The organism is Enterobacter sp. RHBSTW-00593 (assembly GCF_013784105.1).
GTDB classification, from domain to species: domain Bacteria; phylum Pseudomonadota; class Gammaproteobacteria; order Enterobacterales; family Enterobacteriaceae; genus Enterobacter; species Enterobacter ludwigii.
Window position 1 is genome coordinate 3096749 of the sequence record NZ_CP056393.1, and the last position, 22877, is coordinate 3119625.

General features: G+C 51.4%; 17 protein-coding genes. 3 read left to right on the top strand and 14 right to left on the bottom strand.

What is annotated here, in order from left to right; genetic code table 11:
• Position 1 precedes the first annotated feature (1 nt).
• Both wzb and HV242_RS14710 read right to left on the bottom strand, forming a co-directional pair.
• A complete protein-coding gene (wzb, locus tag HV242_RS14705; RefSeq protein WP_014170828.1) occupies positions 2 to 445 on the bottom strand; it encodes a low molecular weight protein-tyrosine-phosphatase Wzb in 444 nt (147 codons plus the stop codon).
• Positions 446 to 451: 6 nt separating this feature from the next.
• Positions 452 to 1591, bottom strand: a complete 1140-nt coding sequence (locus HV242_RS14710; RefSeq protein ID WP_014170829.1) for a polysaccharide export protein — start codon at positions 1589 to 1591, stop codon at positions 452 to 454.
• 692 nt (positions 1592 to 2283) lie between these two features.
• On the opposite strand from HV242_RS14710, the gene HV242_RS14715 reads away from it, so the two are divergent.
• Positions 2284 to 3867, top strand: coding sequence for a TerC family protein (locus HV242_RS14715; protein ID WP_050737044.1), 1584 nt, complete (start codon positions 2284 to 2286; stop codon positions 3865 to 3867).
• 46 nt (positions 3868 to 3913) lie between these two features.
• On the opposite strand, the gene asmA is transcribed toward HV242_RS14715, so the two are convergent.
• The 3 genes from asmA to udk all read right to left on the bottom strand — a co-directional run bounded on the left by asmA (position 3914) and on the right by udk (position 7101).
• Entirely contained in the window at positions 3914 to 5764 is a 1851-nt protein-coding gene (gene asmA, locus HV242_RS14720) for an outer membrane assembly protein AsmA (RefSeq protein WP_050737045.1), read from the bottom strand.
• Positions 5765 to 5786: 22 nt separating this feature from the next.
• On the bottom strand, positions 5787 to 6368 hold the full coding sequence (gene dcd / locus HV242_RS14725) for a dCTP deaminase (protein ID WP_020883257.1): 582 nt from the start codon (positions 6366 to 6368) through the stop codon (positions 5787 to 5789).
• 91 nt (positions 6369 to 6459) lie between these two features.
• Positions 6460 to 7101: a uridine kinase gene (udk, locus tag HV242_RS14730; protein ID WP_020883256.1), complete on the bottom strand. Its 642-nt coding sequence runs from the start codon at positions 7099 to 7101 to the stop codon at positions 6460 to 6462.
• Between the two features lie 343 nt (positions 7102 to 7444).
• Here udk and HV242_RS14735 point away from each other — a divergent pair, with 343 nt between their 5' ends.
• Positions 7445 to 10774 (top strand): diguanylate cyclase, encoded by a 3330-nt coding sequence (locus tag HV242_RS14735; RefSeq protein WP_050737184.1) that lies wholly within the window; start codon positions 7445 to 7447, stop codon positions 10772 to 10774.
• Here the strand turns inward: HV242_RS14735 and alkA are convergent.
• A complete protein-coding gene (alkA, locus tag HV242_RS14740; protein WP_050737046.1) occupies positions 10739 to 11611 on the bottom strand; it encodes a DNA-3-methyladenine glycosylase 2 in 873 nt (290 codons plus the stop codon). The genes HV242_RS14735 and alkA overlap by 36 nt on opposite strands.
• Before the next feature lie 130 nt (positions 11612 to 11741).
• On the opposite strand from alkA, the gene yegD reads away from it, so the two are divergent.
• Positions 11742 to 13094, top strand: coding sequence for a molecular chaperone (yegD, locus tag HV242_RS14745; protein ID WP_050737047.1), 1353 nt, complete (start codon positions 11742 to 11744; stop codon positions 13092 to 13094).
• Positions 13095 to 13135: 41 nt separating this feature from the next.
• On the opposite strand, the gene HV242_RS14750 is transcribed toward yegD, so the two are convergent.
• The 8 genes from HV242_RS14750 to ecpA form a co-directional block, all read right to left on the bottom strand.
• A complete protein-coding gene (locus tag HV242_RS14750; RefSeq protein ID WP_050737185.1) occupies positions 13136 to 14623 on the bottom strand; it encodes an EAL domain-containing protein in 1488 nt (495 codons plus the stop codon).
• Positions 14624 to 14982: 359 nt separating this feature from the next.
• A complete protein-coding gene (locus tag HV242_RS14755; protein WP_050737048.1) occupies positions 14983 to 15456 on the bottom strand; it encodes a hypothetical protein in 474 nt (157 codons plus the stop codon).
• Positions 15431 to 16159, bottom strand: coding sequence for a winged helix-turn-helix domain-containing protein (locus HV242_RS14760; RefSeq protein ID WP_050737049.1), 729 nt, complete (start codon positions 16157 to 16159; stop codon positions 15431 to 15433). Before HV242_RS14760 ends, HV242_RS14755 begins: the two co-directional genes overlap by 26 nt.
• A gap of 96 nt (positions 16160 to 16255) precedes the next feature.
• On the bottom strand, positions 16256 to 16948 hold the full coding sequence (locus tag HV242_RS14765; RefSeq protein WP_446661848.1) for a molecular chaperone: 693 nt from the start codon (positions 16946 to 16948) through the stop codon (positions 16256 to 16258).
• Entirely contained in the window at positions 16948 to 18564 is a 1617-nt protein-coding gene (locus tag HV242_RS14770) for a fimbrial protein (RefSeq protein ID WP_072126439.1), read from the bottom strand. The genes HV242_RS14765 and HV242_RS14770 overlap by 1 nt, the downstream gene beginning before the upstream one ends.
• 4 nt (positions 18565 to 18568) lie before the next feature.
• The gene (locus tag HV242_RS14775) at positions 18569 to 21061 is read right to left on the bottom strand and encodes a TcfC E-set like domain-containing protein (protein WP_050737050.1); all 2493 of its coding nucleotides are present in this window, start codon (positions 21059 to 21061) and stop codon (positions 18569 to 18571) included.
• Positions 21062 to 21116: 55 nt separating this feature from the next.
• Positions 21117 to 21794 (bottom strand): EcpB family pilus assembly chaperone, encoded by a 678-nt coding sequence (locus HV242_RS14780; protein ID WP_025203674.1) that lies wholly within the window; start codon positions 21792 to 21794, stop codon positions 21117 to 21119.
• Between the two features lie 51 nt (positions 21795 to 21845).
• Positions 21846 to 22430 carry a common pilus major fimbrillin subunit EcpA gene (ecpA, locus tag HV242_RS14785; RefSeq protein ID WP_020883247.1) on the bottom strand — a complete coding sequence of 195 codons (585 nt, stop codon included), beginning with the start codon at positions 22428 to 22430 and terminating at the stop codon, positions 21846 to 21848.
• Positions 22431 to 22877 lie beyond the last annotated feature (447 nt).

Consider the following 22877-nt stretch of genomic DNA (forward strand, 5'->3'; position numbering starts at 1 on the left):
GTTATCCCTGCTGAGCTTTCAGTGCCTGCGCCCACTGACGGGCAGACTGGTCAAGTAAGGTGTATACCGCCTCGAAGGCCTCATGGCTTTTGCGATATGGATCGGGGATTTCGCGTTCATTGTCCCAGTGACCAAACAGCATCACCTTGCCGCGCATCTCCGGTGCGATATCACACAGCGCATGGATATGGCGTTTTTCCATCGTCAGGATCAGGTCATACTCCCGGCACATACGGCCGGTGACCTGACGGGCGATGTGCCCGTCGAGAGAAAGGTTATGATCGCGGGCCACGCTCGTTGCGCGCTCATCGGCACCTTTACCGACCAGCGCACCCAGCCCTGCGGATTCAACGGTCAGTTCGGGCTGGTAGAGTTTCAGCAGCCGTTCAGCCGTGGGGGAACGGCAAATGTTCCCCACGCATACCACCAGAATTTTGTTAAACATCGCGGATTACCAGGTATGAATGTCGCGCGCCGTATCCGTCATGTAGCGAACGCCACTGATGGTTGGCAGCAACTGGTTGATCAGACGGTTCCAGCGGGCAACCGGTGCGGTGGTGACATACACCACATCGTATGGCTGGAGACGGAACTCCGTTGCCATCACCAGAGACGTCGCATCGGACATATCCAGCTGGTAGATGTTGGCAATCTTGCCTTTCGCACTGCCCTCACCTTTCAGCGGACGGATCACGAAGATACCGGTGGCGTTGGAGGTGGTCAGATCAATACCCTCTGCATTACCCAGCGCTTCGGTCAGGGTCATGCCGCTGAAGTCCATTTTGAGGGTGCTCTGTTTCTTAACTTCGCCCATCACGAACACTTTCAGATCGTCATTGCGCGGTACGTAGAGAATGTCGCCCGGATAGAGCAGACGGTTCTGAGTCAGGTCACCGTTTTGCATCAGCGCCTGCAGCGAAATGCGCTGCTCTTTGCCGTTGTGCGTCAGAACCACGTTGCGCCAGTCGGCACCGTCGGTTAAACCGCCGGCGGCGTTAATGGCATCCAGAACGGTCAGCGGTACGTTGGTGATGGCCTGTTGGCCGGATTTATTCACCTGTCCGGAGATATAGGCTTTTTGCGAGCGGAATGCGGCGATATTAACGTCCACCTGCGGATCGGCGATGTACTGCGCTAAGCGGCCGGTAATATCACTGCGGATTTCGGCGAGCGTTTTCCCGGCAACGTGTACCTTGCCAATATAGGGATAGAACATGGTGCCGTCTGACTGTACCCAGTTACCGGTGTCGCTTGAGCTACGGTACTGGCCCGCTGGTGTGGTCAGTTCAGGGTGGTCCCAGACGGTGACGTTGATGACATCACCCGGCCCCACACGGTACTGGTAGGAGGCAATCTCCTGATCCAGAGACATATTCGGCTGAGCAACATTCGGACGTGGGCGTAATTGTTCGACCAGACGTGGCGTGAGTGGATAAACATTCACCATTTTGTCGAGATCAAAATCGGCATCCTGCTGCTTGATCACATCCTTACCCATTGTTGACATATTGCTGCCGGGAAAGACCGTACAACCACTCATCAAGGTCACAGACACCAATAATGGCATCAATTTCATTTTGGATTTCATCATTGATTATTTATCACTTTGGCAGAGTAATTATCCTGTGCAATTTAAAATAAGCCGGGTCGTATTGGGTTTCAGCATGCAGTTAATCAAATAGAAATATAACTGGCATCAGTCCTAAAAAAAGCTTATTCATCCATTGGCTATTGACAGAATAATCGAGGCTGATTCACACGCTTTCAGGCACGCTACCGCCCTTGGCTTTCAGTTACCAATCCACTGACTAAACAATGTGTTATGGATAGACACCCTCTTGAACAAGGTCTTCTGGAAATATATCAGCCGCAAAAACGCCCGACGGATAATCAATAACCATTCCTGAAGACCGAAACAATAATAGCAACAAGGAGATTTAACATTTGATGCTGGAGGAATTGTTGCAGCTAACCTAATAGCAGGCAAGGAGACAACTGTCCTAATAACTGTTTTTAAGATTAATATTAAGAGCAAAGTTTTGACCTTTTAGGATTTTCTTTATATTGACAAAGCAACAATAAAAACCATTAATTGCGATATATCCTAAAATGTACTGTGCGTAATAAAATATACGTAATTACCTTATTTACAGCGCCAGCGTATTGCTCTCTTTTTGTTCGGCCTTATTAAGAGAAATCTCAGCCCGGCATTGCAATTTCCCGCCGCTTTATCCATGATCGAAGTGTGACATTCGTCATATAACAGAAGGTATTGCTATTACTATGGAATGGATTGCCGATCCATCAATCTGGGCCGGACTGGTGACGCTGGTCGTCATCGAATTGGTGCTCGGTATTGATAATCTGGTCTTTATCGCCATCCTCGCCGAAAAACTGCCCCCTTCTCAGCGTGACCGCGCTCGCGTAACGGGCCTGCTTTTGGCGATGGTGATGCGGTTGCTGCTGCTGGCCTCTATCTCCTGGCTGGTCACGCTCACACAGCCTCTGTTCTCCGTTCACGGCCTGAGCTTCAGCGCCCGTGACCTGATCATGCTCTTCGGTGGCTTGTTCCTGCTGTTTAAAGCGACGGTTGAACTTAATGAGCGGCTCGAAGGCAAAGACAGTGAAAACCCGACCCAGCGACGCGGGGCAAAATTCTGGCCTGTGGTGGCGCAAATCGTGGTGCTGGACGCCGTCTTCTCACTGGACTCGGTGATCACCGCCGTCGGGATGGTTGACCACCTGGCCGTGATGATGGCCGCAGTGATCATTGCCATTACGCTGATGGTGATGGCAAGTAAAGCCCTGACCCGGTTCGTTAACAGCCACCCGACCATTGTTATTCTCTGCCTGAGTTTCCTGCTGATGATTGGCTTTAGCCTGGTGGCAGACGGGTTTGGATTCCACATTCCGAAAGGCTATCTGTATGCCGCCATTGGTTTCTCAGTAATGATTGAAGCGCTGAACCAGCTGGCGATATTCAACCGTCGCCGCTTCCTCTCAGCAAATCAGACGTTACGTCAACGCACGGCCGACACGGTCATGCGCCTGCTGAGCGGGAAAAAAGAGGATGCAGAACTGGATGCAGAATCCGCCGCGATGCTTGCCGATCACAGTGACGGGCTGATCTTTAATCCGCAGGAGCGACTGATGATTGAGCGCGTGCTCAATCTGAATCAGCGGACGGTCAGCAGCATCATGACATCACGGCATGACATTGAGCATATCGACCTGACGGCATCGGAGGAGCACATTCGCGCCCTGCTGGATAAAAACCAGCACACCCGCGTGGTTGTCACCGGCGGTGAAGAGGAAGAGGAGTTGCTGGGCGTGGTGCACATCATCGACCTGCTGCAACAGCAGCTGCACGGTGAAGCACTTAATCTGCGTGCCCTGGTACGCCAGCCGCTGGTCTTCCCTGAGGGACTGCAGCTGCTTTCTGCTCTTGAGCAGTTCCGTAACGCGCGCACTCACTTTGCCTTTGTGGTGGATGAATTCGGTTCCGTTGAAGGACTGGTCACGCTCAGCGACGTCATGGAAACCATCGCCGGTAATTTGCCCAACGAGGTGGATGAGATTGATGCGCGCCACGACATCCAGAAAAATGCCGACGGGTCGTGGACGGCGAACGGCCATATGCCGCTGGAAGACCTGGTGCAATATGTGCCGCTACCGCTGGATGAAAAACGCGAGTATCACACTATTGCCGGTCTGCTGATGGAATATTTGCAGCGTATCCCGCAACCGGGAGAAGAGGTTCAGGTGGGCGACTATCTGCTTAAAACGTTGCAGGTTGAGAGCCACCGTGTACAGAAGGTGCAGCTCATTCCACTGCGGGATGAAGAAGAACTGGACTATGAGGTTTAATGAGTTGTTTTGCCCGGTAGCATGTGCGCTACCGGGCGCTCGGGCATCAAAGCTTATCTAACAGCTTCTTCACATCCTTCCCTGACTGTGAATCTTTATTCCGATCCGCCCAGTCGTTCAGACGACGTTTCGCTTCGTCCTGCAGATGTTTGCGCAGGATCTGATCCACCTGAAGGCTGTAATTCAGCGCCTGCCATTTGCCATAGACAGTGAGCGGAACCGGCGTCTCTTTAAGGAAGTCGATCAGTTTACTTTCACCCTGCCAGCCGGAAAGTACCCGCACGTTAAATCGGGTATCCGCCGTCTCTTTCACCAGATCCAGCTTACCTTCACCGGTTAACGACAGGAGTGAAGATGTCCCCTGCATTCCGTCGAGGGTGAGCTGCCCGTTATCCAGCGTCAGGTCAGTGGTAAAGCTGTCGAGGCGCGTTGCGCTGTCGTAGTTTTCCTGGGCTTTGACATCACTGCTGCGCTCCACCGCCTGCTGCACCAGCTGCTGGAAGTTAAGCCCTTCCATACGGGAATCTTTCAGATCAAGATGGGCCTGCCCCTGCCATTCGCGGCGGAAAGCCTCAGCATCAATCTTCGTCCCCGAGAAGTCACCCGCCAGCGTCAATTGGCCCGTTAAGGAGATCGGGTAATTAAAGGCTTTAAGGATGGTACCAATCTCAACGTTGTCGAGACGCGGCTGGAATTCGGCGCTGGCCGTCTCTTTACGCACGTCCAGCGTGCCCGGCAGAGAAAGATGTCCGGCGCCCATTTTGCCGCTCAGTTCGGAGATCACCAGCAAACCGTTATGGTTAAACATCTGGCTGCTCACGTCGGTAAAATCGATACCGCGCCAGCGCAGGCTGTTAGCTTTCAGTAAGATATCGGCCGTGAATCCACGAAGACCGTTATAGTCTGGCTGATCAAGACTCGAGGAGATGACCGGACGCGGCTTGGACGGCTGGCTTTGCCCATTCTGAGCAGCGTTACCGTCGGTTGCACCTGCTGGCTGAGGCGGAAGTAAGTTCTCCAGATTGAGCTTGTCAAACTGCAGATTCATTACCCACTTCGGCTTCTCCTCAAGCGTGACGCTCGCCTGCCCTGTCAGACTGCTGTCGTTCGCCTGCAGGTTGAGATTATCCAGCTCAAGCTGTTTTTGTTCTTCGCGCCACACGGCCTGCAGCGTTCCCTGACCGGTGATCCCCTGGGCAGGAAGATCGGCTCCCATCAGTTGCCAGTTCAGCTGCTGAATATCCGCCGTGAGCTGATGGGGGTAATCTGAGGCATTCACGTTGGCGTTCAGCGACAGATTGAGATCGCGCTGATCGCGGTTCAGCCTTCCGCTAAACTCCAGCGAGGCAACATGATGGGCGTCCTGCTCCATCTTCAGGTTGATGTTACGGACGGTTACCTGCTCGTCGGACTCATGCTGGAAAACCAGCACGCTGTCGGCGACTTTCAGTTTGGCTATATCAAATGACCAGCCCGTATCCGTCGGCTCGTCGGGCAGCGTATTTTCCCGCGGGGCGACCGGCGCATCCGAGTCACGCACGGCTTCAGTTTGCGGAGTCAGCTGAATCACCGCCCCTTTCAGCATCACCTGGTCGACCTGCAACTGGTGTGAAAAGAGCGGGATCAACGCCACATCAAGACGCATGTTATCGGCAGAGACCAGCGGCTGGGAGGCACCCGGCGCGGTTAACGACATGCGGCCTGAGAGAATGCTGAGTTGCGGCCAGACGTGCCAGCGCAGCGGCCCATCAAGCTTCAGTTGATAACCACTACGCGCTTCGACCTGCCGCACCATGTAAGCACGGAAATCATTAGGGTTAACAAGCAGGACTAACGCCGAAAGGCCAGCAACCAGAACCACCAGCAAAATCATCAGCGTTGTCAGAACTCTTCTCATAGCATCCTCAGTGGACTAACGATCAGTCTTTATCAATACGGCTCGCGACCGCACCCTGCTGGTCGCGATATTTAGCGTCCTGACGGCGGTTATAAGGACGATCTGCCGGACCGGTTAGCGGTTCAAAGCTCAGTGCGCCGATCATCATCCCGGGACGCAGTGCCAGAGGCAGTTTACCGGCATTGAAGAACTCGAGCACGATACGGCCCGACCAGCCTGGATCGATACGGTGCGCGGTCACGTGAACCATCAGCCCCAGTCGCGCCAGAGAAGAACGGCCATCGAGCCAGCCGACCAGGTCCGCAGGCAGCGTCACGGATTCATAGGTCACCGCCAGCGCCAGTTCACCCGGATGCAGATAAAAGGCTTCGCCCTCGTCAATAACGATTTCATCACTCATCACGCGATCAAGCGCGGCGCTGACTTCATCCTTCGGCCCGCTAAGGTCGATGAACGGTGCGGTATGGCCGCTAAAGGTGCGGAATTTATTTCCCAGGCGCACATCAACAGTCACACCATTGATACGCTCCACTGGTGGACGTGGTGTAATAGACAGACGGCCTTCATCCAGCCAGGCTTCAATATCGCGATCACAAAGACGCATCGCACTTTCTCCTTTCATGCATCGTACCCTGAAGCCATAAAGACTCAGGGCAAAACCAGGTTATCCCTGAACGGTACACAATTCGCGCGGCTTATTCAAAAAACTGGCTGATTTTCGCTTTTAAGATATCAATGGCTATGCGGTTTTTACCGCCGCGAGGCACGATGATATCGGCGTATTGCTTGGATGGTTCAATGAATTGCAGGAACATCGGGCGGACAGTTTTCTGGTATTGCGCCATCACGGAGTCCATCGAACGTCCACGCTCATTCACGTCACGCTTAATGCGGCGCATCAGGCAGATATCCAGCGGCGTATCGACGAAAATCGAGAAGTTCATTGATTCACGCAGACGGGAGTCGGTCAGAAGCAAAATACCTTCAAGGATAATGACCTTCTTCGGTTCGATACGGATCGTTTCCTGCGTACGGGTATGTTCTACATAACTATAGACGGGAAGTTCAATTGCCTGGCCGCTTTTAAGTGCTTCTAAATGCTGGAACAGTAAGCTGTGATCCATCGCATTAGGATGGTCATAGTTAGTTTTTACGCGTTCTTCCATCGACAGATGGGATTGATCTTTGTAATAGCTGTCTTCGGGAATGACGCCGATATGCTCATCACCAACTTGTTCACGCAGTTCGCGGTAAAGCGTACTGGCAATAAGACTTTTACCTGAAGCCGATGCGCCGGCGATGCCTATAATGACGCACTGATGAGACTTATCAGTCATAAATTTAGCGACCTGATTAACCTGGATGTTAAGGAAGGACGACGCCGGAGCGTCAAACGCGGCAATTATAGGGATTTCGCGGGCATGATACCAGTCGAAAGCGCAGGTTCTGCGAGACAGGGTGAAAAGCGACGAAATGATCCCTTTGTGAAATTTAAACGCACGTTTTTTCAGCGTTTGCCGGGGATTTTTTACCGAGTAACTATTTAATAAGTCTATGATGTCAAATTATGAGCAGTCGCCATATGAATTGTAAATTGTTTGTACTAGCATAAACCAAATTATCAAATTCACTCGTCCGGATTTCTCTCCTGACGGCATGGCGTCTCTGGATAAAGCGGTAATGAATAAACAATACCAGCGGGTTTTGGTTACCACCCCACATCCTTTATTGCGACTTGTCTGTCTGGGCCTGGTCACCTTTATCTTTACCTTATTTTCGCTGGAGCTGACCCGCTTCGGCACCCTGCTCGCCCCGCTCTGGTTCCCTACCGCCATCATGATGGTGGCCTTTTACCGTCATGCAGGAAAGATGTGGCCGGGTATCGCTCTGGCCTGCTCGTTTGGCAATATCCTGGCCGCGTGGATGCTTTTCTCCTGGTCGTCGATCAACCCGACCTATACCGCTATCAACGTGGTTGAAGCCGTGATTGGCGCGGTGTTACTGCGTAAACTGCTCCCGTGGTATAACCCCCTGCAGAATCTGAATGACTGGATCCGTCTGTCCATCGGCAGTGCGCTGGTGCCACCGCTGGTTGGCGGGGTGCTGGTGTATCTTCTGGTGCCGGGTCCGGAGCCGCTGCGTAATTTCCTCGTCTGGGTGTTATCAGAAGCCATTGGTGCGCTGGCGCTGGTGCCGTTAGGGTTACTGTTTAAACCTCATTATCTGCTGCGTCACCGCAACCCAAAATTGCTGCTGGAAACGCTCGCCACCATGGCCGTGACGCTGGCTCTCAGTTGGATGGCGATTACCTGGCTGCCGTGGCCCTTCACCTGCGTTATCGTTCTGCTTATGTGGAGCGCCGTGCGCCTGCCGCGAATGGAGGCGTTTCTGGTGTTTCTGGTCACCGTGATGATGGTCTCGCTGATCATGACGCGTAACCCTGCATCCATGACGCCGCAAAACCTGCTGGTGACGCTAAACGCGCCCTGGCTGCCCTTTTTGATGATGCTGTTGCCGGCCAATATTATGACCATGGTGATGTATGCCTTTCGCGCCGAACGCAAACATATCACCGAAAGTGAAGCGCGTTTTCGTAACGCGATGGAGTATTCCGCCATTGGCATGGCGCTGGTCAGCATTGAGGGGCAGTGGCTTCAGGCCAATAAAGCCCTGTGTAACTTCCTGGGATACAGCCAGACGGAGCTTCAGGCCCTCACCTTCCAGCAGTTAACTTGGCCGGAAGATTTGAATACCGATCTCGAACAGCTGGAGCAGCTGGTCAACGGCGACATCAACACCTACACCCTTGAGAAGCGTTACTACACCCGCAATGGTGAAGTGGTCTGGGCACTGCTTGCCGTCTCCGTGGTACGCCACACCGACGGTTCACCGCTCTATTTTATCGCCCAGATTGAAGATATTAACGACCTGAAGCAGACCGAGTGGGTCAATAAACGCCTGATGGAGCGCATCACCCTCGCCAACGAAGCGGGCGGTATCGGCATCTGGGAGTGGGATCTGGAGCCGGACATTATCAGCTGGGATAAGCGGATGTTTGAGCTGTATGAGATCCCGCCGCACATCAAGCCCACCTGGCAGCTCTGGCACGAAACGATGCTCCCGGAAGACCGCGCTCACGCTGAAAAGGTGCTCCGGGATTCCCTCATTTCACGTTTGCCGTTTAAGCTTGAGTTCCGCATTCGTGTTAAAGAAGGCGTGCGCCATATACGCTCTCTGGCGAACCGGGTACTGAACAAACAGGGTGAAGTCGAACGCCTGCTCGGCATCAACATGGACATGACCGAGGTGAAGCAGCTCAACGAAGCGCTGTTCCAGGAAAAAGAGCGTTTGCACATTACCCTCGATTCCATCGGCGAAGCGGTGTTGTGTACCGATATCGACATGAATGTCACCTTTATGAACCCGGTTGCCGAGAAGATGAGCGGCTGGCTGCAGACCGAGGCTATCGGGCAGCCAGTCCTGAAGGTGTTGCACATCACCTTTGGTGAAAAGGGACCGCTGATGGAGAATATTCACAGCGGCGATATGTCTCGTTCCGATATAGACCAGGACGTGGTGCTGAACTGCCGTACCGGCGGCAACTACGATATCCACTACAGCATTACCCCGCTCAGTACGCTGGACGGGCAAAACATTGGCTCCGTGATTGTAATTCAGGACGTGACGGAATCGCGCAAAATGCTGCGTCAGCTCAGTTACAGTGCCTCGCACGATGCCCTCACCCACCTCGCAAACCGGGTCAGTTTCGAAAACCACCTCAAACGTCTCTTACAAACCGTACAGGAGACACGCCAGCGTCATGCGCTGGTGTTTATCGATCTCGATCGTTTTAAAGCCGTCAACGACACCGCAGGCCATGCGGCGGGTGATGCTCTGCTGCGGGAGCTTTCGTCATTAATGTTGACCATGCTCCGCTCCAGCGACGTGCTGGCTCGTCTCGGCGGGGACGAATTCGGGTTGTTGCTCCCGGACTGCAATATCGAAAGCGCGCGTTATATTACCGGCCGCCTGATTAACACCATCAATGACTATCACTTTATGTGGGAAGGACGTCTGCACCGGATCGGCGCCAGCGCGGGTATTACTCTGATTGATGAAAATAACCATCAGGCTTCAGAAATCATGTCGCAGGCGGATATCGCCTGTTACGCCTCGAAAAACAGCGGACGCGGCGTCGTCACGGTTTATGAACCCCAGCAGGAACGGGACCACGGCATGCGCAGCATGATGTCGCTTGATGAGCAGTGGCACATGATTAAAGACAATCACCTGATGATGATTGCCCGCAGCGTCGCGTCTCCAAGGATACCGGAAAGCTGCAACTTCTGGCTGATTTCATTACGCCTGTGGACCAGCCAGGGCGAAGTGCAGGAAGAGCATGCGTTCCGCTCCGGACTTGCGGAGCTTGAACTGTTGCACGCCCTTGACAGACGTATCTTCAACGAGTTTTTCCGCACCTCCGCCGCACAGGTCGCCCACAAAGGCATGGGGGTCGCGCTTCCGCTGTCTGAAGCAGGTTTAGCAAGCGTCACGCTGGTTGATGAACTTGTCGACCTGCTGGAGAAGAGCCCCATGCCGGGCCGTCTGTTGCATCTGGTTATCGCTGCCGACGTGGTATGTAACCCGGATGAGAACCTGCAGCAGGGCCTGCAAAAGCTTCGCCATGCTGGCTGCCGCGTCGTGCTCAGCCAGGTGGGACGCGATATGAACGTCTTTAGCCACCTCAGCGCCAATATGGCCGATTATCTGATGCTTGATACGGAAATGGTGACGAATGTTTATGGCAACCTGATGGATGAGATGATGGTGACGATCGTTCAGGGGCACGCCCAGCGCCTGGGCATGAAAACCATCGCCGGTCCGTGTAACCAGCCCATCATGATGGACACGCTCTCCGGCATCGGCATTGATTTTATTTACGGCGACACCATCGCCGAGCCGCAGCCGTTGGATCTACTGCTTAATACCAGCTATTTCGCCATCAACTGATGGCGCCCAGCCGTCGGTATACCAGATGTGCAGCAACGCATACGAGCGCCAGGGCTGCCAGCGCTGGGCGTACCGCCGAATTTGCGCAGGCGTCATCCCGGCAAAACGTTGCTTAATCAGATAATCATCCGGCAGAAAAACGTCCTTCGCCTGCCAGCCGCGCAGGGCCAGGTAGTTTGCCGTCCAGCGTCCTATCCCGGGCCGCTGCTGTAAGGCCTTCATTCCCGCCTCAATATCCGCAGGAGGGGAAAGCGGAAACGTCCCGTCCACCACAGACTGAGCCAGATGAACGATCGACTCGGCCCGCTTTACCGGCATTCCAAGCGCTTTCAACGCCAGAGGGTCCGCTGCGGCCAGCGCGTGCGGGGTCGGGAAGCAGAGATAACCCGGGGCGTCTTCAACCGGCTCCCCGCACAGGGCGACAACGCGGGAAGCCAATTTTGCCGCCATCGCCACGCTAACCAGTTGCCCGAGTATCGCCCGCACACCCTGCTCCCAGGCATCCATCGCCCCCGGCAACCGTAAGCCTGGTCGTGCTGCCCCCAGATCCCCCAGTGTCGAGCGGATCGCCTGAGGATCGCAGTCAAGATCGAAAAGCCGCCCGATACGCTCAAGGCAGGGCTGCGCAACCGGAATCAAGCCCGGGCTGAGCGTCACGGTAAGCGTAGGGGTTTGGCTGTCCGGCGTAACGCGAAATATCCCCTGATGCCCCTCGCAGGCGAAACTGCGCTCATAATAGTGGTCCGTGACGGTCTCTACGCCCGCTACCGCACGTGCGCCAAGGAAACCAAACATCCATTGCCAGTCGTAAGGGGGTTGCCAGGTCAGGGTATACATCATCGCTCCTTTTTTGTTCCCCTCAGCATAAACCGAAAGGCCTTGTTTCGCCTTGCTTTCATATTCCTGTTGTCGCCAGGCAGACATTTCGCTAAAGTCTCGCCCCTTCTCACTGGCATGGGGATTAATCGTGTTTATTGGATTTGACTACGGTACGGCAAACTGTTCGGTTGCCATTATGCAAAACGGGCAACCACAGCTCCTGAAGATGGAAAAAGAGAGCACGCTGCTGCCATCAATGCTCTGCGCACCCACTCGCGAAGCGGTCAGCGAATGGCTGTTCCGTCATCATCAGGTGCCCGCTACCGCAGCGGAAACCCAGGCGCTGCTGCGCCGGGCGGTCAGTTTTAACCGCGACGAAGATATCGACGTGACCCCTTCCAGCGTGCAGTTTGGCCTCTCATCGCTGGGCCATTACATTGACGATCCGGAAGAGGTTTACTTCGTTAAATCACCGAAGTCGTTTCTGGGCGCCAGTGGGTTAAAACCACAGCAGGTGGCGATGTTCGAAGACCTGGTGTGCGCCATGATGCTGCACATCCGTAACCAGGCGCAGACCCAGGTACCCGATCCCATCACGCAGGCCGTTATTGGTCGCCCGATCAACTTCCAGGGTCTGGGCGGTGAAGAGGCTAACCAGCAAGCGCAGGGGATCCTCGATCGCGCCGCACACCGAGCCGGTTTCCGTGACGTGGTCTTCCAGTATGAGCCGGTAGCGGCAGGACTGGATTTTGAAGCCACATTAACGCAAGAGCAACGCGTGCTCGTTGTGGATATCGGCGGGGGCACCACCGACTGCTCTTTACTGCTGATGGGGCCACAATGGCATCAGCGTCGTGACCGCGAAACCAGCCTGTTGGGCCACAGCGGCTGCCGCGTAGGCGGTAACGACCTGGATATTGCTCTGGCATTTAAAAGCCTGATGCCGCTGCTCGGCATGGGCGGACAAACCGAAAAAGGCATTGCCCTGCCAATTCTGCCCTGGTGGAACGCCATCGCCATCAACGACGTTCCGGCGCAGAGTGATTTTTACAGCACCGCGAACGGGCGCTTCCTGAACGATCTGGTACGCGACGCGCAGGACGCGGATAAAGTCGCCCTGCTCTATAAAGTGTGGCGTCAGCGTCTCAGCTATCGCGTGGTGCGTACCGCTGAAGAGAGCAAAATCGCCCTCTCTGACCGTGCTGAACACGCTGTCTCATTACCTTTTATCAGTGATGAGCTGGCGACCGCGATATCGCAGGAAGGGCTGGAAACGGCACTCGCCCAGCCGCTGCAGCGGATCCTCGAGCAGGTGCAACTGGCGCTGGAGAATGGTAAAGAGAAGCCGGATGTGATTTACCTGACCGGCGGTAGCGCCCGCTCACCGCTTATCAAGAAAGCGCTGGCGGAACAGCTTCCGGGTATTCCGATTGCCGGTGGCGATGACTTTGGCTCCGTAACGGCAGGTCTGGCCCGCTGGGCACAGGTGATGTTCCGTTAAGCCCCGACGGAAGCCCTCGAAATGCGCAGGGCTTCCGTCGTTTACAGCGCGTTAAAACGCACATTTTCCTTTTTACCTGGCAGCACGCTGCCCTTTTTGCATGCCGCTTCTCTTGTCGCCGGCTGGCTTTGCTCGACGAATCGCCGGAAATCAGCGAACGGCACCGGGGGCAGGAAATGATACCCCTGCAGGTAATCCACCTGTTTGCTGATAAGCCACTCTCGCTGATAAGCGTACTCCACCCCTTCCGCCACGGTACGCAGCCCCAGAATCATCGCCAGATTAATAATCGATTCCAGCATCGGCAGCGGTTGGTTATCAGCCTGGATAGCGTTGATAAAGGTCTTATCAATTTTTATGACATCCAGTTCGAGTTCATTCAGATAGCATAAATTCGCGTATCCTGTACCAAAGTCATCCAGAGCAAACATCACCCCGCGATTACGCAGTGAACGGATCAGTTCTTTTATTGCAGGCGTCACGGCCAGCGTTTGATTTTCGGTGATCTCAATCATGAGCTTCACCGGTAACGATTCTGTCAGCTCTAAAAAATTGAGGCACTCCCAATAAAACACCGGGTTACTTAACGTGGTTGGACTGACATTAAACGCCACAAACAGCGGTGTATTTAACCCGTTATTCTTTTGCTTTAAGTCACTGGCAACTTTATGCATTAAATAGCTGGTGAGTTCGTTAATCAGGCCACAGCTTTCTGCCAGCGGAATAAATTCTCGCTGCGAAATCGTGTAATTATGCCCTAATGGCCAGCGGGCCAAAATCTCTATACCACACAGCTCACCACCTGCACCGACAACGGGTTGATAATAAGGTAAAATTTCATCATTTTTGAGTGCCAGACTCAGACGCCCCGCATCATTATTATCATAACTATGCCCGGTGGATTTGCGCATTAACGTACTGTTCTGCCCCACATCTCTTTCAGTCAGGAAACCATTGCGGATAAGAAAAATAATAGATTCAATAAAATTTTTAAAACCAAGCCTGTGCGTTATTTTATCCCGGTAGCGATACAGGGATTTTGTGGTCAATGAATTTGCCCGGCAGAATTCGGCCTGCCCCTCTTTCGTCATCATGGCATTAAGCATGTCTGCCTCAAATTCGGTTAACGCGAAAACGTCCAGCTCATCTGATTTTACGCGTGATTCCGGTTGCGGGGTGGTCATCAGTATACGCGTGAGTATATCGATGACGGTCGTATAATGCAGTGTTACATCAATTGAGGTACTGTATTCATAGCCTCGATTAATACACTCATTTTCGCTCACCCTGAGAACAACGCTGTTTACCATGATAAACTGGCTACTGTTACGATGTAGCCATTTCTTCACCAGGAAAAAGGGCATCCGGTTATCAACAATTAACAGACAGGAGTTGTATTGCTGAAAAGAAAGGTCTGACTCTGATATAAATGTCTGACTGTCGACCAGTACCAGATTAGGCAAAAAAGCCCTAAGCCCGGCGAAAAGATAAATGTCATAACTGAGCAGGAAGACCTTTTTCTTATTCATAATAATCACCATCACGTTTTCATTGTAAAACGCAGCCTTCCCGAACAGGAAAGTGTATTCACAATTGACCTGGTATTCACATAGACTTAAGGTAAAACAAATAAAATGCCTTTAGATTGCATAGTGTGTAGTAGCTTATCCCCCTTGCAATAAAACTGAGCGCAGGGGAAATGATAAGAATATTCTTGCTGTATCGGTAGCGAATTCTGAGGTCCGAAATGAGTACAAACTTATGCGCTTATATTCACATTCAGACAAACTTTAGTGATAATAAACCCGATTTTAACAGAATAAAAAACCATAAATAATGCGACACATGGGTTATTATTTCAGAATAAGACGATACCCTATTCTGAGGATTACGCTGCCCGACACACCAACAGGGTGCGTCGCAAATCGCGTATACCGTACACATTGTTCGCAATATGCATTATTTTATAATAGAAGTTGTGTTGTTTAGACATAATTAATCCCGTGATCTCATCAGGCAAATCATCATTATCATTTTTGATCACAGAAACCCGTTGGGTACGTATGTAGCCGTCACTATCATTACCTAAAAATTTAAGCATCGTGGAACGGTTAATGGCGTAACTTTTCCCATTAACATTAATCACGCCCACTTGTGACAATACCCCCTCTTCAGCAGATGATATCCTGAAAACCAGCAATACCTCCCCTTCGATGTGCATACCTGTTTTTTGCGTATTGAGCACAAGATGGTTCTTCGCTGAGCATACCAGCGCTGCCGGAACCTCATGACGTTTAAATAAAAACAAAAAAATGATAACAAGCGCTACGGCAAGACTAAAATACATAATTTTCGCACGCATGTGCAACTCCCCGGGAGCCTAACGTACAAATACTGAAAAATGATTCCTTTAGTTTATTACCTGCAGACAATCCATTGTCATCATAAAACACAATGACCTTATTTCTTCCCTTACAGATAGATTTGAATTGCTGCCATCGGGATGAATTCAAAAAAGTGGATATTTTCTCAACTGAATTATCATCTGTCGTAAATATTTCACAGGAACCGGATTTTTGTACATGCACGACACCATCGGTATCTCGTAATAATTTTGGCAGAAGGACAAAGCCAGATATCACCAGGCTGATGCCTAACATTCCGCCAACGATCGTTTTACCGTATCGCCTTAACCCGGGTTTGGTGGCGGAGGTTAATGCAGTGATGCTATGCGGCAACGCATCTTCTATTACGTTTTCGATCTGCGCCTGAAAAACAAATCCTTCTCGGGGGATAGTTGCGATCAGATTATCCATTCCCAGTTCTGCTAACGTTTTGCGCAAAATACTGACATTTTTATTCAGACTGTGACCTGATGGGATCAACCCATACCTTCCCCACACTTCGTCTATAATCAGATCCCGATGTAATTGTTTGCGGTTGTTCGCAATAAAGAGCTCCAGTAATCTTGCCGTTGCAGCGGACAGAATCACTCTTTCTCCCTGTACACTTAGCGCTCTGGTCTCTGAATCGTATACAATATGATCATTGATTATCTTTTTCATCCGGGAACTCTTTTATTATCGGCGGCAATGCCAGCACGCAGTACAGAATATATTCCCAGAGTTCAGTTAGCAATATAAGAACTGTTTCTTTAAACTTTAACTGTTATTTTTAAAACAACCATCGCCTATCGGTATATATTTTTTCAACGCAACGATGAATTTTTTATTTTTAGTGTTTAACGCGCTGCTTTGGTAGGTCTCTCCAGGCAGCAGGTAGCGCATCGTCGCCTCGTCATCGGTTGACTGACATCCCTTGTGTACGATGATCCTGAAAAACGTATTGCCGGTATTTGTCAGCGCCCCTTTTTGCTCATCCAGAGTATAACCTAGCGTCAGCTTTCTGGGCCTGACCACAAGTATCGTATCCAATGCAATAGCGGGCACAGCTTCACTTGCTTTGCCTGAATGACGTTCAGCAAACAGCGTTACCGGCATCTCGCGAAACTGAATCCGGTAGTAACGCTCTTTGTCATCCTCGGGCCCGCGATAGAAGATCTTAAAATACTCCCCGGCGTCCGGGGCGAGCGAAAACGTGAGCGGTGTAAACAGCAACTCCCCATCCTCTATTGGCAGACGCTTTTCCCCACCCGGTCCTGGACGGTCGATTTTAATCGCCGAAATGCTGTACACATTCTGTTTGTGGCTGTCGTTGTAAATACGTTTGCTAATGAACGACCGCTCTGCGGGAATATCATAGATCGTGGAGTCCAGATACAGCGCGTGGGCAGAAAGCGTGTAAAGCGCAATGCAGAGTCCCACCACACCCTCCGTGACCTTCCGCCAGCGCATCATTTTGTTACTCCCAGCCAGTTCGCGGTGACTTTGATTTCACCACTGGCGCTGACCACGCCTTCCCAGTCAGCGCCAGCCACCGTCAGTGCTGAGCGGGAATCATTCATCGGGAACAGCAGCGTTAAGTTGGTGCTGAAAAAGCTGCCATCATCCGTGTTGTTGGCATCCCATGGCACCTGTTGCCATAACGCATCGTTCAGACTAATGGCATTTTCACTGCAGCTGTTCCTCACCTGAGTAGGGCTTCCCGACGCGGTGTTGTATTGCAGATAGGCAGGGACAGGCACGTTTATCCCCCCCTGGGCCGACGTAAACAGGCAGTAAGGGGTATCGTTGATTGTCGTGCTGTCCCCGATAACCTGGGCCGTAATACTGTCGGCCTGACGGGGTCCCGATACGGTGACGACGTAATCCATCTCGATCGGCGCGTCATCTCCGATGGTGCCGCTTCCACTGGCAGAGGCCGTATTATTCGATGAGACAATGCTAATCCCATACTCCTTCGGCACAATATTGAGCTGCAAAGAGGGAGTAAACTGGTAATAGCCTGACTCCGGGGTTAATGCATTCGTAAACGCAAACGTAAAGGGCTGGCTGTTGGTAATACTGACGCCTGCATCCACCAGATTCTTAAGGAATGTTTTCGACAAAAAGACATAGATATACTGGCCAGATGACGAAAAGACGTTGTAATACGCCGTCGAGGCGCTGAAGTTATACCATGTCGAGCCATTTCCTGAATATTTCACGGTGGTTGCGGAAGGGGTAAAACCCAACGCAGCAGAATCGATATACGCTCTGAACGTCAACGATGCCGTCAAATTTTGTGTCTGCTCAAGGTTGTATTTGACCATTTTACAAATTACGCCATCAACGTTACTGACAACACCCAGCTCACAGGATCCGGAATCATTTGTGATGCTTGGGGTTCCATCACTGGCGATCCACAGCTCCTGAAAGGCACTTGTTGATTCCAGCGCCAGATGTCCCCGCTTGTTTAACGTGTAATTGATGTAATTCCAGCGACCTGTTGTCTGATCCTTACAGCGTTGTCCTGAGGCGTAATCATAGTTAACCGAGGTATAGCAGCGGTTAAAAACATAGGTTTCGCTGCCACCCGTCGGCATATTACGAAAATACTCATAGGCTGAGTTGCTCAGCGAAGCAAAGCCATACGCTCCGCCAATAACCCCCGCCACGGATCCAACCTGCGCGTGGTAAAAACCATTGTTATCCACCCCCTGCCCGGCAATGTAGCCCGTCGTCGGACACTGCGAACCTCGGTAGCAGCGTATTCCTGTGAAAGGAGCATCAATGGGCGAATTATCAATCCACATATCCTGATAATTATTGGCCGGCGCAGTCCAAATGACATAACCCAGATAACCGAGGCTGACCTGGGATGTGCCGTATTTAACCCAGGTATTTGACCCGCTGAAACGGGGATCTAACGCGGACGGCGTAATGAAATACTCACCGTCAATGTCGTTCTCGATAAATAAAAACGTGTTGTTGATCGCCCCTGACGATGAGGCAGTCAGTGCCCTTGCGGAGAAGGGAATTAACCCCGCCAAAAACAGGAGCGAAATAAAAACGGAAGCACTTTTTTTCATAGCATTATCTCTGCGCCATCGTGGTTTGCGGTGCACATTTAACATCCCCTACCCACGCAGCGCCCCTGGCTTTTTCCAGATCTAAATCCGCTTCGCAGATATTACCGTTGGCGGACACCAGGGTAATAACGGGATACTTCTTATCAATATCAATAGCGAACTCACCTTTCGCGTCGGTGCGCGTTTTGCCGATGTGGTTATGAATGTCCGTATTTGACGCCAGTTCACCATTCGGATATCGCACCCGGCCAAACACGGTCACCATGCTTTTCACCTCAGGTGACACCACGCCGACGTTACCGGGATAAAGGTTAAGCGCCTGTTTACGGCCCGAGACAATGTCAAAACTGTCTTCAGAGTTTTTATCATTCATAATTTCCAGCTTGTATTGCGCATAAGGCGGGAGTGCAATAAAGCTCGATTTGCCGCTAAGAATATAATTTCGGTTATTTATTTTTGCGGCCAGCTTTCCGTCACCCACAAGATCGGTTTTCACAATAATGCCCGAGCGCTGTCGCTCTTTGCTCAGACCAAAATCCCCACCCGCCCAGGCAACGGAACCCTGAGAGGAGAAGTTCATATTGGTCGAATTGTCCGCTGAACGGGTCACCGAAACCGTACCGCCGTTATAGCGGGTGTCATAACTCAGGTTGCCATTTACAGCGTAATTGTTGTCGTAGTTCTGCTCTCCACTCAGGCGAGTCGAGGCGGAAATGCCTGCAGACGTAATGACGCTATCCTCAAATTGTTTACGCGCGCTGATATTGCCCTGTGTTGCGCCGTAACGATCGCGTGAAACCCCGACACTCATCCACGAGGCCAGCGGCAGCGATAAATCCAGGCTGACATAGCGTTCCTGACGTCCGTCATCATTCGTATTGTTGTAGTAATAGCGCTGTACCCCGGCCCGTAACCCCACTGTGGCGTACCGTCCCGCATAGAGGGTGGTACTGTAATCCAGGTTTCGGTAGGTATTACCGGAATAGCGGTTTTCGGTCTGGCTGACCGTTAACGTGCCACCGTGCGGAATAAACCGGCTCAGGTTCAATGTTGCGCCAACCGAATAGTTATCCCGCTCCTGCACCGGCAGACGGTTACCGATTTTGCTGTCTTCCCGCGACGCCCACAGCGATCCAAACCCGCCTGGAGCATTAAGACTGGCGCTGCTGACGTTGCGCCATGTTCCGTCGTTCGCCACCAGCGTTTGTGTCCCGACGCTGGCATATTCGTTGACGTTAAGAGTAATGTCCGTTTCATTGACGGCATTGTCATCAAACCCATAGCCTGTCGTTTTCAGGGTGAGCCCGGAGAGCATTGCCAGGGTTAACGAGGCCGCACCACCCGCAATCCAGGTCTGTTCACTGCCGGCATCACGGTAATGATTGCGCTTATAACTCACGCGGTCGTAATCAAGTGAACCGCCAAAAATTTGCCATGCGACTTCATGCAGGCCTGCGGCCTGCTGGCGGGCAAAAATTTTATTCACCCGACTGACGCGGGTGTTCACCGTCCGGCCATTTACCACGACATCCACCGTGACGTCATACACACCGTAAGGGAACCGGCTGGTATCAATTTCGTAGCTGCCCATGTTGAAGTTCTGAACGCTTAACAAGCGCCCATCACGAAACACATGCACTTCACCGGCAGACGGCAAAAATATGGTTATTGGGATCAAGGACAGGGAGGTGTTTTCAACCACCGTACTGCCTTTATTGCCGTAGCTGACGCCGTAGATCTTGCCGCCATTCAGCGCATTGAGGCTGGCGATCGACTGAACGTTCCAGGTGTCGAGCATGCCCAACGCCAGACGATAACCCTCATAATCGCGCTCATACATGGCACGATAGAGTTTGCTGGAGCGGTTACTCTCGCCAATACCATAGACCGAGCCATTGATATTGAGGTGGTGCTCTCTCAACGAGGTGGTGTTATCCAGGGTTAAATAACTGCGAGAGCTGCTGCCATTGCGGTAGTCATTGTAATAGGTGCCAAAGTTGTAATTCAGCACAGTAGACAGTCGATCAACGCTGGACGGTCCCAGCAATGAACTGCGGGCGACTACCGCTTCAGTCAGGGCATCCCGGCTGACAATCATCTCCAGATGAAAAGAGGAGACGTTTAATTTCAGCCGTGCGTCTCGCGAAAGGGCAAGAGAGGTATTGTCGATAAATTTCGCATCGCCTATTTTTTCCACCATCTCGCGCGTTTTTTCTGAAAGCACCGCGTTATTGGGCAAATCGGCAACCATAATGGATTTTACAACGATATTTCCCTCAACCAGCGAGATGACCGCATCAGCAATTTTTTGTTGGCTTTTTGTATCCGTCTCCTGGTAGCGGATATAAACGGGGACCGTCATCCCCTGTTCAAGAGAACGCGCGAATGCCCCTGGAATAACATAATTACCAATCTTAACCGGTGCAGAATGCGCAACCCCTGATGTTAGCGCATAAGAGAGTAATAAACTCCCTCCTATAAGATATTTAAAAGACATACGCATCCTTACTTTTCGGTATTTTTATTACTGGTACCGGAAATGACGCCGTGTATTACTTCACTGTAATAAATTGCTTGCCATGCCAAATCCCAATGCGGGTGCGACTGTTTGACACATCGCTTTTCTGCAATCTTATTTTTGTACCTGGCATGACGTAATAACGCTCGCGACACCCGCGTCCCCGATCCTGTGACGCCTCTTTGCAGGCTCCGTAAGCAATGACCCGAAACGAGACGTTGCCTTTGTTGGTGATGACATCCCCGTCACGACCGTATTCAAATCGTTCCTTGCGTGGCGCCACGACCAGAATTGTCCCGATTTCTGCCGACGCCGTCGCAATCGCGGCTTTGCCAGCCTTAGTCGATGCGCTTTCGCTTACGGGTTCGTCAACCCACTGCAGCCGGTAATAACGTTCTTTGTCATCTTCAGGGCCCTTATAGAAAAAGCGAAAAACATCTTTCGCCTCACCGGGTAAAATAAGGCTCGCCGGTGTAGAAAGTAATTCTCCCGACGTTTCAAATTGCATTTCTGTTCCGTCAGGCAGCGGTGAAGAGAGCCTTTTTACGGTAACGCTCACATAGCGGGCGGAATCAGTGGTGTTGATAATTTCTTTTGATAACGCGTTTTGATCGGCCGTCATTATCGACGTGATATCACCCACATTAATCGCCAGACTGGAAAAGGATACGACCATCCCTGCCAGCGCTGCGAGTGGCAAATATTTCTTCATCAGTGCATTCCTGCGAAATTCGGGAGAGAGCCTCTCCCGAATTAATATTCATTACGCTGGAGTGGTCCAGGTTGCATTGAACTGAACTTTTACGTCACCCGTCCAGTAACCATCCGGCAGCGCAGAATAGTCAGTTACAGCAGTCGAACCGTCAGAAGTCGCTGAAGCGATGGAGAATTTGAAGCTGGACTGATCGCTTACACGCTCAGCGCCGTTATAGGCGCCATCGGCCAGCAGGCTTTCCAGACCTGAAGTGGAAGCCGCATTCACCAGAACGGTTTCGGCAGAGTTAGACAGCGCCTGACCATTCCATGCCACGCCCACATTCAGGGTAGATGCATCACCGCTTGCATTGGTCAGCGTATTGCTGATGACCTGAGCAGTCAGTTCAAAATCGGTTGCACTTTCCTGTCCCTGAATCGTCACATCAAAAGCGCCATCCTGAGTGTTAAACCCATTCAGGCCCTCTGCATACTGAAACGTCAGCGAGTTCAATGGGGTCACGACCAGCAGGCTGGTTGTATCTTTCGTTGCCGTTGCATCCCATGATGCGGTGGCAGATGCCGTAACATCAGCCATAGCATTTGCAGCAGCAAATACAGAAACCAGAGAGGCCACCAGTAATAATTTTTTCATTTTCATCTCCTGAGAACAAACGTACTGCCAGGTGCCATTTAATAAATAACCTGGAAGCTCCATTTAAATGCGAACGGGATTTACCGCGCCGAAAAAGTATTATTTGAATTATGTTTCAGGACAACCAATCGAATGACGAAAAAACCCTCCGTCGTTAGGATTTTTCTCATAATCATTCATGACGAGATCGCTTAAATAAAAACATAAAACCATTTAAATAACATTTTTAAAATAAAAATCTATAATTATCGCAATTTTAGGTAATTTAAACTGTTTTAGCTTTTTGATACAAATCAAAAGTGGTGCATTGAAGGGAATAACAAAAACATATTTCAAATCAAATAAATACGTCACATTGCAAAAAATCATTAGTTTGTTAATGATTTGATAACAAGATGAAAAATATTGGTATATCAGAGAATATTCCGATCCTTACATGATGAATAA